The sequence below is a fragment of the Micromonospora sp. DSM 43699 genome, assembly GCF_055517075.1.
On sequence record NZ_JBTMMT010000009.1, the window covers coordinates 117,224 to 130,723 of the forward strand.

The following is a 13,500-nucleotide window of genomic DNA, read 5'->3' on the forward strand; positions in this document are numbered from 1 at the left end:
ACCCCTCCGGGTCCCGCCGAACCGACCTCCCCTGCCGACGCCGGAAGGTGGCAATCCGTGAGCATGATCACCGAGCGCCCCGTCAGCAACTCTGCCGGGCAGCCGCCGGTGCGCACGGTGACCGGGGAACCGGTGGCCCGCCGACGGGACGTCCGTGCGGTGGTGTCGGCGTACGTGGCGCTGACCAAGCCCCGCATCGTCGAACTGCTGCTGGTGACCACGGTGCCGGCGATGATGCTCGCCGACGGTGGCCTGCCGTCGCTGTGGCTGATGGCCGTGGTGCTTGCCGGCGGCTCGCTCGCCGCCGGCGCGGCGAGCGTGCTCAACTGCTACATCGACCGGGACATCGACCAGTTGATGCGGCGCACCAAGCGGCGTCCGCTGCCGGCGCACACCGTCTCGCCCCGCAGCGCCCTGGTCTTCGGGTTGGTGCTGGCGGCGGTCTCGATCGCCCTGATGGCGACGTTCACCAACCTGTTGGCGACGGCGTTGACGCTGGCCGCGATCGTCTACTACGACCTGGTCTACACCCTCTGGCTCAAGCGCACCACGACGGCGAACACCTTCTGGGGCGGGGCGTGCGGGGCGGCGCCGGTGCTGATCGGCTGGGCGGCGGTGACCGGTTCGCTGGCGCCGCAGGCCTGGGCGCTGTTCGCGGTGGTCTTCTTCTGGCAGATGCCGCACTTCTACCCGCTGGCCATGAAGTACAAGGACGACTATGCCCGCGCCGGGATCCCGATGCTGCCGGTGGTGGCCTCGCCCCGGCGGGTCAACGCCGAGATCCTGATCTTCGCCTGGCTCACCGTGGCGACCTCTCTGGCGCTGTGGCCGATGGGCATGAGTGCGATCTACGGGGTACCGACCGCGCTGGTGGGTGCCGTCTTCCTGGTCGAGGCGCACAAGCTCTGCCGGCGGGTGACCCGGGGCGAGCCGGTCAAGCCGATGCGCCTGTTCCACTGGTCGACCACCTACCTGACCATCGTGTTCGCCGCGGTGGCCCTCGACGCGCTGCTCTGAACCCGCTCCGCGCGCCCGCGTGGCCCTCGGTTCCCCGCCGATGGACCTCGTCCCCGCCGGGGCAGGGGCGCCCGGTGGGTCTTGTCCCCCTACGGGGGCCGGGACGGCCGTCGTGCCGAAGGAGCCGGCCGGAATCGCGTCCGGATGATGAGATTTTTTCCGGGTGCGGCAATGCACCGCAAGGTGGGCACATCGGGACGATCCACCGGAGGCATTGTGCCCGAATTTATCCGACATATGCGGGCAATTGGCCTCTACTTTCCGACAAACCTTCGGGTAATTGGTATCACAAATAGTTCATGATTCTCGCGCGTAGGGGTGCCAGTCTGCTTAGGCTTCGGCCATGGCAGAAGGTTCCGATACGACGCTGACGGCTGAGCAGACCGCCGAACCGGCCCCCAACGGGCTGGTCTCGGGCATCAAGTCCTTCGCCGCCGCACACGGCGGCGCGAAGGCGGTCATCGAGTACGTCGGCAAGCGGGGTGCGCGGATCGTCCTGGTCGGCACCGACGGTGCATGGGGTGACCAGTTCGCCGAGGACACCGTCACCGCCCGGGAGGCGTGCGCCCAGGCGGGGGTCACCGTCGAGAACGCCTGGGAGCGCGAGCTGATGGACCAGATGCGGCCGAGCAACGACCTGTGGCGGTCGATGGCCAGGCGCACGATGTCCCGTTGACGACACCTTGACCACCGACCAGCCGACCCGGGGGGAACCCCGGGTCGCTCTCGTCACCTGCTCCCACTTCGCCGACCTCGTCCCGGACGACCGACTCGTGCTCGCCCCGCTGGCGGCGCGTGGCGTCACCGTCGACACCGCCGTCTGGGACGACCCCCGGGTCGACTGGGGTCGCTACGACCTGGTGGTACTCAGGTCGCCCTGGGACTACGTACCCCGGCGGGACGAGTTCGTCGCCTGGGCGCGGGGCGTGCCGACCCTGGTCAACCCCGCAGACGTGGTCGAGTGGAACACCGACAAGCGCTACCTGAGCGAGCTCACCGCCGCCGGGGTGCCCACCGTGCCGACCTCCTGGGTCGAGCCGGGAGCATCCTGGGAGCCGCCCTCGACGCCCGGTGACTACGTGGTGAAGCCGACGGTCAGCGCCGGCAGCCGGGACACCGGCCGGTACGACCTGACCGACCCGGAGCAGCGGACCCTGGCCGTCCGGCACGTCCACCGGCTGTCGACGGCCGGCCGGGTCGCCATGGTCCAGCCGTACCTCAAGGCGGTGGACACCGTCGGTGAGACCGCGCTGCTCTTCCTGGCCGGCCCGGACGGCCCGGTCTTCAGCCACGCCGTCCGCAAGGGCGCCATGCTCGACGGCCCGGATCCGGGTGTCGAGTGGTCCTACAGGCCTGCCGAGATCGGGCCGAGTGCCGCGACCGACGAGCAGTTGGCCGTCGCCGCGCGGGTGCTGACCGAGGTCCCGGGAGGCCCGCAGCGGCTGCTCTACGCCCGGGTGGATCTCGTCCCGGGGCCGGACGGCACGCCCGTGCTGATCGAGCTGGAGCTGACCGAGCCGTCGCTGTTCCTCGGGTACGCCGACGGGGCCCCGACCGGCTCGCCGACGCGGTGCTCACCCACCTCACCCACCTCGCCCGCCGCTGACCCACCCCACCACGAGCTCCACCCATCCCCACTGGCAAGGCCGCCTCGTACCCAACCCAGCAAGATCGTGCTACTTCGTGGTTGTCAACACCGTCGCGACGGCTGCTCGTCGACCACCGCCGCCTCGCCGATCATGGAGTTGTGGTGGGTGACAGAACGCCCGTAGAACCCCAAAGTCGGCACCACCACTCCATGATCGCCGAGCGGGCCCACCCCGCTCCCCGATCTGGCACTTCCTGTCCCGGGTTGACCAGCCGCCCACGGCGTTAACGCAACGGTGTTGTCGTGGTTGTAGTGGCCTCCGGGCGTAGCGAGGCCACTACAACCATGTTCGAGCGTGACCTTGAGGCATGTCGGTGGGCGCGCGGTGGGCATGTCGGTGGGGCGCGCGGTGGGGTGCGCTGGGTGCGGGTGGGGTGCGCTCAGACGGGGGACGGCACCTGCTCCGTCGCTGCCCGGGGACTGACCTGACCGGTCGGGAGCGGGCGGCGCTGCCGGGTCGACCAGAGCATCGCCAGGGTGGCCAGCAGCACCAGGCAGGAGCCGAGCATGTGCGCGGCGACCAGCACGGCCGGCAGGTGGGTGAAGTACTGCACGAAGCCGATCAGGCCCTGCCCCAGCTCCACCCCGACCAGCACCAGGGCGGCCCGGGCCGGGCCGGCCGCGTCGACCGCGCGGAACGCGAGGACCAGCGCGACGGAGAGCCCGATCAGCAGGAACACCCCGTCGGCGTGCACCTGGGAGATCGTCTCCGGATCCAGCCCGTTGCGGGCCGCGCCGTGGTCGCCGGCGTGCGGGCCGCTGCCGGTCACCCAGGTGCCGACGACCAGGACCGCGACGCTGACCGCGGTGGTGAGCAGGGCCAGGCTGCGCAGCGGTCGGGGCACGACGGGCATCGCCGGCCCGTCCGGGTCGACCACCCGACGCCAGAGGGCGTACGCCGCCGCGATGACCGCCATCGAGGCGAGGAAGTGCAGCCCGACCACCCACGGGTTGAGGTTGGTCAGCACGGTGATCCCGCCGATGACGGCCTGCGCCGGAATGCCGAGGAACACCGCCACCGCCAGTCCGAGCAGGCCGGTGCGCCGGGGCCGGTGGGCCAGCACGGCCAACAGGGTGGCCAGGGCGATCGCCCCGACCGCGAAGGTGAGCAGCCGGTTGCCGAACTCGATCACCCCGTGCACGCCCATCTCGGCCGTCGTGGTGTACGACGCGTCGGTGCACCGGGGCCAGGTCGGGCAGCCGAGCCCCGACGCGGTGAGCCGGACCGCCCCGCCGGTGACGACGATCGCCACGTTGGCCACGATCGAGGCGTACGCGAGGCGGCGCAGCAGGGTGGTCGAGACCGGGAACCGGTCGGGCAGGCGGACCAGCGCGGCGGGGGCCGGGAACCGGACGGATCGCTTCACGACGCGAATCCTACGCACCGTAGTGGTTCCCGATCGGGTGACTCCACCGACCCGGTGGGCGGAATCACCGGAGTGGGGTTTGCAGCCCTCCGGCGAATTACGTAACGTTGGCGTTGTGAAAAACGTGGCGGCGCTCTCCGGGCATTCGCCGACGACCGGACCGGTCGTCGGCGTCGGCGCGCGGTCGCGCCGTCCCGTGCGACGTGCCGAGCCGGCTGGCGGTGCGCGAGGCGCTGATCAGGCTGGCGGCGCGCGAGGTGCTGCACCGGAGTCGACCTCCGCTGCCGCCGGCGATCTTTCCACCCGGGACCGGGTGACCCAGCTCCTGCTGGAGCAGGGGGCGTCCACGGCAGGGCAACTCGGCTCGGCGCTCGGCCTCAGCCCCGCCGCGATCCGCCGGCACCTCGACGCGATGCTCGCTGACGGTGACGTGCTCGTCCGGGAGCAGACGGTGCGGGGCAGCCGGGGCCGGGGGCGACCGGCGAAGGTCTTCCTGCTCACCGACGCCGCCCGGGTGCGCTGTGGCACCCACCACTACGACAACATGGCCACCGCCGCGTTGCGCTGGATCGCCCGCAGCGGTGGCCCCGATGCGGTCGAGGCGTTCGCCGCCGACCAGGTCGCCGCGCTGGAGGCCCGCTGCCGGGCCGCCATGGAGGACGCCGGCGACGATCCGCTCGCCCGGTCGGACGCACTTGCGGGCGCGCTCACCGCCGAGGGTTACGCTGCCAACGCGTCCACGATCGCCTCCGGCGGTCAGCTCTGCCAGCACCACTGCCCGGTGGCGCACGTGGCCGCCGAGTTCCCCCAGCTGTGCGAGGCCGAGACGGCGGTCATCTCCCGTCTGGTCGGCACCCACGTGCAGCGCCTGGCCACCATCGCGCACGGCGACGGGGTGTGCACCACGCACATTCCGGCCCAACCGCGTGCCCAGTCCGGTAACACCGTCACCACTGTGAGGACAGATAGATGACCGAGCAGATCGTCCAGCCCCTGACCCAGGAAGAGCAGCTCGCCGCCCTCGGTCGCTACGAGTACGGCTGGTCCGACTCCGACGCCGCCGGGGCCACCGCCCAGCGCGGCATCAACGAGGCGGTGGTGCGGGACATCTCGGCGAAGAAGAACGAGCCGGCCTGGATGCTCGACCTGCGGCTGAAGGGCCTGCGGCTGTTCGGCCGCAAGCCGATGCCGTCCTGGGGCGCCGACCTCACCGGGATCGACTTCGACAACATCAAGTACTTCGTGCGCTCCACCGAGAAGCAGGCCACCAGCTGGGAGGACCTGCCGGAGGACATCAAGAACACCTACGACCGGCTGGGCATCCCCGAGGCGGAGAAGCAGCGGCTGGTCGCCGGGGTCGCCGCGCAGTACGAGTCCGAGGTGGTCTACCACAAGATCCGTGAGGACCTGGAGGAGCAGGGTGTCCTCTTCCTGGACACCGACACCGCCCTCAAGGAGCACGAGGACGTCTTCAAGGAGTACTTCGGCACGGTGATCCCGGTCGGCGACAACAAGTTCGCCGCGCTGAACACCTCCGTGTGGTCCGGCGGCTCGTTCATCTACGTGCCGAAGGGCGTGCACGTGGAGATCCCGCTCCAGGCGTACTTCCGGATCAACACCGAGAACATGGGCCAGTTCGAGCGGACGCTGATCATCGTCGACGAGGGCGCCTACGTGCACTACGTCGAGGGGTGCACCGCGCCGCTCTACTCCTCCGACTCGCTGCACAGCGCGGTCGTCGAGATCATCGTCAAGAAGAACGCCCGCTGCCGCTACACGACCATCCAGAACTGGTCGAACAACGTCTACAACCTGGTCACCAAGCGGGCCGTCTGCCACGAGGGCGCCACCATGGAGTGGGTCGACGGCAACATCGGCTCCAAGGTCACCATGAAGTACCCGGCGGTCTACATGACCGGCGAGCACGCCAAGGGCGAGGTGCTCTCGGTGGCGATGGCCGGCGAGGGCCAGCACCAGGACGCCGGGGCCAAGATGGTGCACGCCGCGCCGCACACCTCGTCGTCGATCATCTCGAAGTCGATCGCCCGGGGTGGCGGCCGTACCTCCTACCGGGGTCTGGTGCAGGTGCTTGAGGGTTCGCACCACAGCCGGAGCACGGTCAAGTGCGACGCGCTGCTCGTCGACACCATCTCCCGCTCGGACACCTACCCCTACGTCGACATCCGCGAGGACGACGTGTCGATGGGGCACGAGGCGACCGTCTCCAAGATCAGCGATGACCAGCTCTTCTACCTGATGAGCCGGGGTCTGAGCGAGGACGAGGCGATGGCGATGATCGTGCGGGGCTTCATCGAGCCGATCGCCAAGGAGCTCCCGATGGAGTACGCCCTGGAGCTCAACCGCCTGATCGAACTCCAGATGGAGGGCGCGGTCGGCTGACGCCGACCGCCGGCCCGGGTCGCCTACCGGCCGGAGCGGTCGCGGCCCGGCCCGACCCACCCGCCGGAGCGGCCGCGGCCCATCGGCCCGGCCCGCGAGCAGCCCGACCCACCCTCCGCTCAATACCACGGACAGACAGACCAAGGAAGAGATGACTATCCAGGCTTCCGCGCCACCGAGCACCAAGTCGCAGGCGCTCCGCTCGTACGACGTCGCCGACTTCCCGGCCCTGACCGGCCTGGAGGAGGAGTGGCGCTTCACCCCGCTCAAGCGGCTGCGTGGGCTTACCGGCGGGGCGCCGGCCGCCACCGGTGCGGTCCGCCACGAGTACGCCGAGCTGCCGGCCGGCGTCACCGTCGGGCGGATCGGCCGGGACGATCCCCGGGTGGGTAGCGTGCTCACCCCGGTCGACCGGGTCAGCGCGCTGGCGTACGGCGGTGCCGGGCAGGCGCTGCTGGTCGAGGTCGCGGCCGACGCCGTGGTCGACACCCCGGTGACCCTGCGGGTGGTCGGCGACGACGCCGCCGGGCTGGCCTTCGGGCACACCTTCGTCGACGTGGGCCGGTTCGCCGAGGTGGTGCTGGTGCTGGAGCACGTCGGTTCGGCGACGCTTGCCGACAACGTCGAGGTGGCGGTGGCCGACGGGGCGAAGCTGACCCTGGTCACGGTGGCCGACTGGGCCGCCGACGCGGTGCAGGCCCAGCACCTGAAGGTCCGGCTCGGCCGGGACGCCAAGGTGTCGCACATTCAGGTCAGCCTGGGCGGTGACCTGGTCCGCCAGAACACCACAGTCGAGTACACCGGCCGGGGCGGCGAGGCCGAGCTGTACGGCGTCTACTTCGCCGACGGCGGCCAGCACCTGGAGCACCGCCAGCTCGTCGACCACAACGTGCCGGACTGCCGCTCGTACGTCGGCTACCGGGGCGCGTTGCAGGGCGACGAGGCGCACACCGTCTGGGTGGGTGACGTGCTGATCCGGGCCGGGGCGACAGGCACCGACACGTACGAGATCAACCGGAACCTGCTGCTCTCCGACGGCGCGCGGGCGGACTCCGTACCCAATCTGGAGATCGAGACCGGCGAGATCGCCGGTGCCGGCCACGCCAGCGCGACCGGCCGGTTCGACGACGAGCAGCTGTTCTACCTGATGGCCCGGGGCATCCCGGAGGGTGAGGCCCGCCGCCTGGTGGTCCGGGGCTTCTTCGCCGAGCTGATCAACAAGATCCCGGTCGAGTCGCTGCGCGAGCGGTTGGGAGACGCGATCGAGGCCCGGCTCACGAAGGTCGGTGCCTGACGTGATCCGGATCTGCTCCACCGAGGACGTGCCGAAGGGCACCGTGATCAGCGCCGACGTCGACGGCACCCAGATCGCCGTGGTGCACGGCACCGACGGCCGGTTCTACGCTGCCCACGACGAGTGTTCGCACGCCTCGGTCGCGCTCTCCGAGGGTGAGGTCGAGGGCTGCACGCTGGAATGCTGGCTGCACGGTTCCCGTTTCGACCTGCGGACGGGTGAGCCCAGCGGGCTGCCCGCCACCGAACCCGTTCCCGTCTATCCCGTCGACGTACGCGACGGCGACATCTACGTCAGTCTGACGCCGAGCAATGGAGTGACCCGATAATGAGCACCCTGGAGATCCGCGACCTGAAGGTGTCGGTCAAGCTGCCCGAGGGCGAGCTCAAGCCGATCCTGTCCGGTGTCGACCTGACCGTCCGGTCGGGGGAGACCCACGCGATCATGGGCCCGAACGGCTCCGGCAAGTCGACCCTGGCGTACTCGGTCGCCGGTCACCCCAAGTACGAGATCACCGGCGGCTCGGTCACCCTCGACGGCGTCGACGTGCTGGAGATGACCGTCGACGAGCGGGCCCGCGCCGGCCTCTTCCTGGCCATGCAGTACCCGGTCGAGGTGCCCGGCGTCTCGGTGGCGAACTTCCTGCGGACCGCCAAGACCGCCATCGACGGCACGGCCCCGAAGCTGCGTACCTGGGGCGGCGAGCTGCGCGGCGCGATGGAGAAGCTCCAGATGGACCCGGCGTTCGCCCAGCGCAACGTCAACGAGGGCTTCTCCGGCGGCGAGAAGAAGCGGCACGAGATCGTGCAGCTGGAGCTGCTCAAGCCCAAGATCGCCATCCTCGACGAGACCGACTCCGGCCTCGACGTGGACGCGCTGCGGGTGGTCAGCGAGGGGGTCAACCGGGTCCGCGACACCGGCGACACCGGTCTGCTGCTGATCACCCACTACACCCGCATCCTGCGCTACATCAAGCCCGACTTCGTGCACGTCTTCGTGGCCGGCCGGATCGTCGAGCAGGGCGGCCCGGAGCTGGCCGACAAGCTCGAGGAAGAGGGCTACGAGCGGTACGTCGCCGGAGCCGGCGCGGCGCGGGTCTGAACCCACACGGACAGGGGCCGCTGAGATGACCACCATCGCCATCCCGGACGGGATGCCGCAGTACGACGACGTGCCGCGCTTCGACGTCGCCGCGGTTCGCGCCGACTTCCCGATCCTCGACCGGGAGGTCAACGGACACCGGCTGGTCTATCTCGACAGCGCCAACACCTCGCACAAGCCTCGTCAGGTGCTCGACGTGCTCACCGGGCACTACGCGATGCACAACGCCAACGTGTCGCGCTCGGTGCACACGCTGGGCACCGAGGCGACCGAGGCGTACGAGGGCGCACGGGCCAAGATCGCCGCGTTCGTCAACGCGCCGAGCGTGGACGAGGTGGTGTTCACCAAGAACTCCACCGAGGCGATCAACATCGTGGCGTACGCCTTCTCCAACGCCTCGCTGCGCACGGACGCCGACGAGCGGTTCCGGCTCGGCCCCGGCGACGAGATCGTGATCTCCGAGATGGAGCACCACTCGAACATCGTCCCCTGGCAGTTGCTTGCCGAGCGGACCGGCGCGACCCTGCGCTGGTTCCCGGTCACCGACAACGGCCGGCTCGACGAGTCGGGGCTGGACGAGCTGGTCACCGAACGGACGAAGATCGTCTCGCTGGTGCACACCTCCAACATCCTCGGCACGGTCAACGCCACCGCCCGGATCACCGGGCGGGTCCGCCAGGTGGGTGCGTTGCTGCTGCTCGACTGCTCGCAGTCGGTGCCGCACCTGCCGGTGGACGTGGTCGACCTGGACGCCGACTTCGTCGTCTTCACCGGGCACAAGATGTGCGGCCCGACAGGCATCGGCGTGCTCTGGGGCCGGGGCGAGCTGCTCGCCGCGATGCCACCGGTGATGGGCGGCGGCTCGATGATCGAGACGGTGTCGATGGCCCGGTCCACGTTCGCCGCACCGCCGGCCCGGTTCGAGGCGGGCACCCCGCCGATCGCCGAGGCGGTCGCGCTCGGCGCGGCGGTCGACTACCTCACCGGCGTCGGGATGCGGGCGATCCAGTGGCACGAGAAGGAGCTGACCGCCTACGCGTTGGACGCCCTCGCCACCGTGCCGGGGCTGCGGATCTTCGGTCCGACGGTGCCGGTCGGCCGGGGTGGCACCATCTCGTTCGCGCTCGGCGACGTGCACCCGCACGACGTCGGGCAGGTCCTCGACTCGCTCGGCGTGCAGGTGCGGGTGGGTCACCACTGCGCCAAGCCGGTCTGCACCCGGTTCGGTGTGCCGGCCATGACCCGGGCGTCGTTCTACCTGTACACCACCACGGAGGAGATCGACGCCCTGGTGTCGGGCCTCGAACAGGTGCGGAGGATCTTCGACTGATGCAGCTGGACCAGCTCTACCAGGAGATCATCCTGGACCACTACAAGCGCCCGCAGGGGCGCGGTCTGCGCGATCCCGACGACCCGGCCGCCCGGGTGGCCGAGGCGCACCACGTCAACCCGACCTGTGGTGACGAGGTGACCGTACGGGTGGCCACCGTCGGCGACATCGTGGCGGACATCTCGTACGACGGGGTCGGCTGTTCGATCAGCCAGGCGTCGGCGAGCGTGCTGTACGACCGGCTGTCCGGTCGGTGCGCGGCCGAGATCGCCGCCGTGCACGCGGGATTCGTGACGTTGATGTCCGGCCGTGGCCAGGTCACGCCGGACGAGGAACTACTCGGTGACGGGGTGGCGTTCGCGGGTGTCGCCCGCTACCCGGCCCGGGTCAAGTGCGCGCTGCTGCCGTGGATGGCGTTCAAGGACGCCGCGGCACGCGCGGGGGTGGGCGTGAGCCCGACGGAGGTTGAGGCATGAGCGAGAACACCGCTACCGAGGCGACGCCGGCGACCGGCGACGCCAGCACCACCACACCGCCCGGCGCGGTGCCGCCGCCGGCCGTCAACGGCGCTGCCGGGGTGGCGGGTGCCGACGCCCCGCCCGGTGTCGCCGGGACCTCGGCCGGCGACGCGACGGCGGACGTCGACGGGGCGGCGGGTGTCGAGTCGGCCCCGGCCGCCGCAGGGACGGTCGAGGCCGGGGGCAGGGCGGTCGTCGCCGACATCGAGGAGGCGATGAAGGACGTCGTCGACCCCGAGCTCGGCATCAACGTGGTCGACCTCGGCCTGGTCTACGGCGTGCACGTGGACGACCAGAACATCGCCACCCTGGACATGACGCTGACCTCGGCGGCCTGCCCGCTCACCGACGTGATCGAGGACCAGGCCCGGCAGGCGCTGACCACCGGCCCCGGTGGGGGACTTGTCGACGACATCCGGATCAACTGGGTCTGGCTGCCGCCATGGGGCCCGGACAAGATCACTGACGAGGGGCGGGACCAGCTCCGCTCCCTGGGCTTCAACGTCTGACCCTGGTCGGCTCCGCGGGCACGGCACCCCTCACCGGGTGCCGTGCCCGCTCCGTCTTCGCGGCTGACCCTGGGCCGACGTGCTGATCAGCGTGGCATGACGTCCGGGATCCGCAGTGCCGGGGAATCCGGTGGCGGCACGGCGGGCTCGGGTCGATGATGGGCCGATGATCGAGGGGTACCCGATGCAGAGTCCCGTCCGTGCGGCCAGCGCCGCGCGCCGACAGCGGACCCTGCGGGAGTGCGGATCGGCCCGTCACCGATCGTCGTGAGCGCCGCGTTCCTGGCCCGGTCTGGTGGCCGGCTACGGCGTCGCGGTGCACGCCGTAGCGGGCTGTGTCGGCGGGCTGTGTCGGCGGATGCGACCGCCGACCGGCATCGCCGGGCCCGGCGATGCCGGCGGTCGGTGGCGCGGGCCCGGTGCCGGCGGGGCGGGCCGACCGCCGTGCCGTACGGTCGGGTCATGAGCAGCCGACCCGCAGCCGGCGGCGGCCGGTGGGTCGAGGTCGACCCGGTCCGGGTCGCGCGCTGGGCCGAGGGCTTCGCCGATCGGCACGGCCCGCCCACCACCACCATCGAGGGGTACGGGCTGCTGCTCACCGCCCCCGACGGCGCGACCGCCGAGCTGCACCTCCCACCAGGTGCCCCGCCCCTCGGCGACGCGGCGGGAGACACCGACGCGCCCTCGCGGATCGACGGCCTGCCGGGATTCGTCGGCGTCGCCGCCGCGCCCCGCCGGATCGGGCTGCTGCTCGCCCGCAAGGGCGCGGTCGCGGTCGGTGTGGCGGTCGGTGAGGAGCTACTGGTCTCCAAGGTGGACACCCGTTACGTGCAGGGCCGTACCGCCGCCGGGGGCTGGTCCCAGCAGCGGTTCGCCCGGCGGCGGGACAACCAGGCGAAGGCGGCCCTGGGCGACGCGGCCGACCTGGCCGTACGACTGCTGTTGCCCGAGGCGGCGACGCTGGCGGCGCTGGTCTGCGGTGGCGACCGGCGGGCCGTCGACACGGTGCTTGCCGACCGGCGGCTGGCCCCGCTCGCCGCGCGGCGTGCCGAACGGCTGCTCGACGTGCCCGAACCACGGCACGCGGTGCTGGTCGGCGCGGTCACCGCCGCCCGCGCGGTCCACGTCCTGGTCCGCGATCCGGCCTGAGCCGGTCGCGACGACGACGGCGGCCGGTGGGCGTGCGCCCATCCGACCGCCGTGCCGGTGCCGCTGCGGTGCCGGTCAGAGGCTGCCGCCGAAGGTGTCGCAGGTCTTCGGGTCGCCGCTGGTGTAGCCCTTGGTGAACCACTGCTTGCGCTGCTCGGAGGAGCCGTGGGTGAACTCCTCCGGATTCACCGGGCGGTTGGCCCGCTTGGAGATGGCGTCGTCGCCGATCTTCTCGGCGGTGTCGATCGCCTGTGCGATGTCCTGCTCGGTGATGCTCTTGAAGATCTTCTGGCCCTGCTCGTCGGCGGTACCGGTGGCGTTCTTGGCCCAGGCGCCGGCGTAGCAGTCGGCCTGGAGTTCCAGCTTGACCGAGAGCGCGTTGGCGCTGCCCGGGTCCCGCTGCTGCTGGCGGCGCATCTGTGCCTCGGTGCCGAGCAGGTCCTGCACGTGGTGGCCGTACTCGTGGGCAAGCACGTACGGCTGGGCGAACTCACCTTCCGCGCCGAGCTGGTCGGCGAGGGTCTGGTAGAAGGTCAGGTCGATGTAGACCAGGTCGTCGGCCGGGCAGTAGAACGGCCCGACGCCGGAGTCGGCCTGGCCGCAGCCGGTGTTGACGCCCTGGCTGAAGAAGACCGTCTTGGACGGCTGGTACTGCTGGCCGAACCGCTCCGGCAACGCGGTCCGCCAGTACGCCTGGATCGAGTTGACGTAGAGGGTGTTGCGGCAGTCCAGCTGCTTCAGCGCGTCGTCGGCGGAGCACTTCTGTTCCAGTGACGTGTTGTCGCCCGATTCGGCACCGCCGCCGCCGTTCATCGCGTTCAGCCCGAATCCGCCACCCACCAGGGCCACCAGCACGGCGATGATGAGCCCGACGATGCCACCACGCCCACCACCGCCGGGGATCGGGATGCCCATCCCGCCACCCCCGCCGGATCCTCGCCGGTCGTCCACCTGGCCGGTGTCGACCCGCGCGTTCTCGTTCAGCTCCATGTTGACCCCGATCACCGATTCGTCACGTCTGAGGGTTGCGGTACCGGACCGGGTCCGGACGGCGTTTCCGGTACCCGATGATCTTGTACGGTAATCCGGACGGTGTGCGCCGGGCCGCCCCGGTACACTTGTCGGGTGCTGCGCTGCGAAGGCTGAATCGCCCCGCGCCGACGGGAA

Annotated in this window: 13 protein-coding genes and 1 pseudogene; 12 read left to right on the plus strand and 2 right to left on the minus strand. The window is 71.0% G+C overall.

Annotation, left to right across the window (positions count from 1 at the left end; translation table 11 throughout):
* The first annotated feature begins 57 nt into the window (after positions 1-57).
* From AC0AIB_RS07425 to AC0AIB_RS07435, 3 genes and pseudogenes are all read left to right on the plus strand, one after another.
* Complete coding sequence (locus AC0AIB_RS07425; protein WP_328344988.1) at positions 58-1,017, plus strand: heme o synthase; 960 nt, start codon at positions 58-60, stop codon at positions 1,015-1,017.
* 343 nt (positions 1,018-1,360) lie between these two features.
* Entirely contained in the window at positions 1,361-1,693 is a 333-nt protein-coding gene (locus AC0AIB_RS07430) for a hypothetical protein (RefSeq protein ID WP_328344990.1), read from the plus strand.
* Positions 1,694-1,700: 7 nt separating this feature from the next.
* A pseudogene (locus AC0AIB_RS07435) lies at positions 1,701-2,623 on the plus strand (ATP-grasp domain-containing protein).
* A gap of 422 nt (positions 2,624-3,045) precedes the next feature.
* Here AC0AIB_RS07435 and AC0AIB_RS07440 read toward each other — a convergent pair.
* Positions 3,046-4,032 carry a COX15/CtaA family protein gene (locus AC0AIB_RS07440; protein ID WP_328344994.1) on the minus strand — a complete coding sequence of 329 codons (987 nt, stop codon included), beginning with the start codon at positions 4,030-4,032 and terminating at the stop codon, positions 3,046-3,048.
* 313 nt (positions 4,033-4,345) lie between these two features.
* On the opposite strand from AC0AIB_RS07440, the gene AC0AIB_RS07445 reads away from it, so the two are divergent.
* From AC0AIB_RS07445 to AC0AIB_RS07485, 9 genes are all read left to right on the plus strand, one after another.
* Positions 4,346-5,005, plus strand: coding sequence for a helix-turn-helix transcriptional regulator (locus AC0AIB_RS07445; protein ID WP_328344997.1), 660 nt, complete (start codon positions 4,346-4,348; stop codon positions 5,003-5,005).
* Positions 5,002-6,432 (plus strand): Fe-S cluster assembly protein SufB, encoded by a 1,431-nt coding sequence (sufB, locus tag AC0AIB_RS07450; RefSeq protein WP_328344999.1) that lies wholly within the window; start codon positions 5,002-5,004, stop codon positions 6,430-6,432. The genes AC0AIB_RS07445 and sufB overlap by 4 nt, the downstream gene beginning before the upstream one ends.
* A 151-nt stretch (positions 6,433-6,583) precedes the next feature.
* Positions 6,584-7,726, plus strand: a complete 1,143-nt coding sequence (gene sufD / locus AC0AIB_RS07455; RefSeq protein WP_465096278.1) for a Fe-S cluster assembly protein SufD — start codon at positions 6,584-6,586, stop codon at positions 7,724-7,726.
* A gap of 1 nt (position 7,727) precedes the next feature.
* Positions 7,728-8,054 (plus strand): non-heme iron oxygenase ferredoxin subunit, encoded by a 327-nt coding sequence (locus AC0AIB_RS07460; RefSeq protein ID WP_328348728.1) that lies wholly within the window; start codon positions 7,728-7,730, stop codon positions 8,052-8,054.
* The gene (gene sufC / locus AC0AIB_RS07465) at positions 8,054-8,827 is read left to right on the plus strand and encodes a Fe-S cluster assembly ATPase SufC (protein ID WP_328345003.1); all 774 of its coding nucleotides are present in this window, start codon (positions 8,054-8,056) and stop codon (positions 8,825-8,827) included. The genes AC0AIB_RS07460 and sufC overlap by 1 nt, the downstream gene beginning before the upstream one ends.
* Before the next feature lie 25 nt (positions 8,828-8,852).
* Positions 8,853-10,157, plus strand: a complete 1,305-nt coding sequence (locus AC0AIB_RS07470) for a cysteine desulfurase (protein ID WP_328345005.1) — start codon at positions 8,853-8,855, stop codon at positions 10,155-10,157.
* The gene (gene sufU, locus AC0AIB_RS07475) at positions 10,157-10,633 is read left to right on the plus strand and encodes a Fe-S cluster assembly sulfur transfer protein SufU (RefSeq protein ID WP_328345007.1); all 477 of its coding nucleotides are present in this window, start codon (positions 10,157-10,159) and stop codon (positions 10,631-10,633) included. Before AC0AIB_RS07470 ends, sufU begins: the two co-directional genes overlap by 1 nt.
* 101 nt (positions 10,634-10,734) lie before the next feature.
* Positions 10,735-11,184 (plus strand): metal-sulfur cluster assembly factor, encoded by a 450-nt coding sequence (locus AC0AIB_RS07480; RefSeq protein WP_328348729.1) that lies wholly within the window; start codon positions 10,735-10,737, stop codon positions 11,182-11,184.
* A gap of 462 nt (positions 11,185-11,646) precedes the next feature.
* Complete coding sequence (locus AC0AIB_RS07485) at positions 11,647-12,333, plus strand: acVLRF1 family peptidyl-tRNA hydrolase (protein ID WP_328345009.1); 687 nt, start codon at positions 11,647-11,649, stop codon at positions 12,331-12,333.
* A gap of 75 nt (positions 12,334-12,408) precedes the next feature.
* Here the strand turns inward: AC0AIB_RS07485 and ypfJ are convergent, their stop codons facing one another.
* Positions 12,409-13,323, minus strand: coding sequence for a KPN_02809 family neutral zinc metallopeptidase (ypfJ, locus tag AC0AIB_RS07490; protein ID WP_465096290.1), 915 nt, complete (start codon positions 13,321-13,323; stop codon positions 12,409-12,411).
* Between the last annotated feature and the right edge of the window lie 177 nt (positions 13,324-13,500).

What these genes read in the sequence shown, in the direction of transcription:
- AC0AIB_RS07430 (WP_328344990.1), top strand. Translation starts at nt 1,361, where the DNA reads ATGGCAGAAGGTTCCGATACGACGCTGACGGCTGAGCAGACCGCCGAA.
- sufB (WP_328344999.1), top strand. Translation starts at nt 5,002, where the DNA reads ATGACCGAGCAGATCGTCCAGCCCCTGACCCAGGAAGAGCAGCTCGCC.
- sufD (WP_465096278.1), top strand. Translation starts at nt 6,584, where the DNA reads ATGACTATCCAGGCTTCCGCGCCACCGAGCACCAAGTCGCAGGCGCTC.
- sufC (WP_328345003.1), top strand. Translation starts at nt 8,054, where the DNA reads ATGAGCACCCTGGAGATCCGCGACCTGAAGGTGTCGGTCAAGCTGCCC.
- AC0AIB_RS07470 (WP_328345005.1), top strand. Translation starts at nt 8,853, where the DNA reads ATGACCACCATCGCCATCCCGGACGGGATGCCGCAGTACGACGACGTG.
- sufU (WP_328345007.1), top strand. Translation starts at nt 10,157, where the DNA reads ATGCAGCTGGACCAGCTCTACCAGGAGATCATCCTGGACCACTACAAG.
- AC0AIB_RS07485 (WP_328345009.1), top strand. Translation starts at nt 11,647, where the DNA reads ATGAGCAGCCGACCCGCAGCCGGCGGCGGCCGGTGGGTCGAGGTCGAC.
- ypfJ (WP_465096290.1), bottom strand. Translation starts at nt 13,323, where the DNA reads ATGGAGCTGAACGAGAACGCGCGGGTCGACACCGGCCAGGTGGACGAC.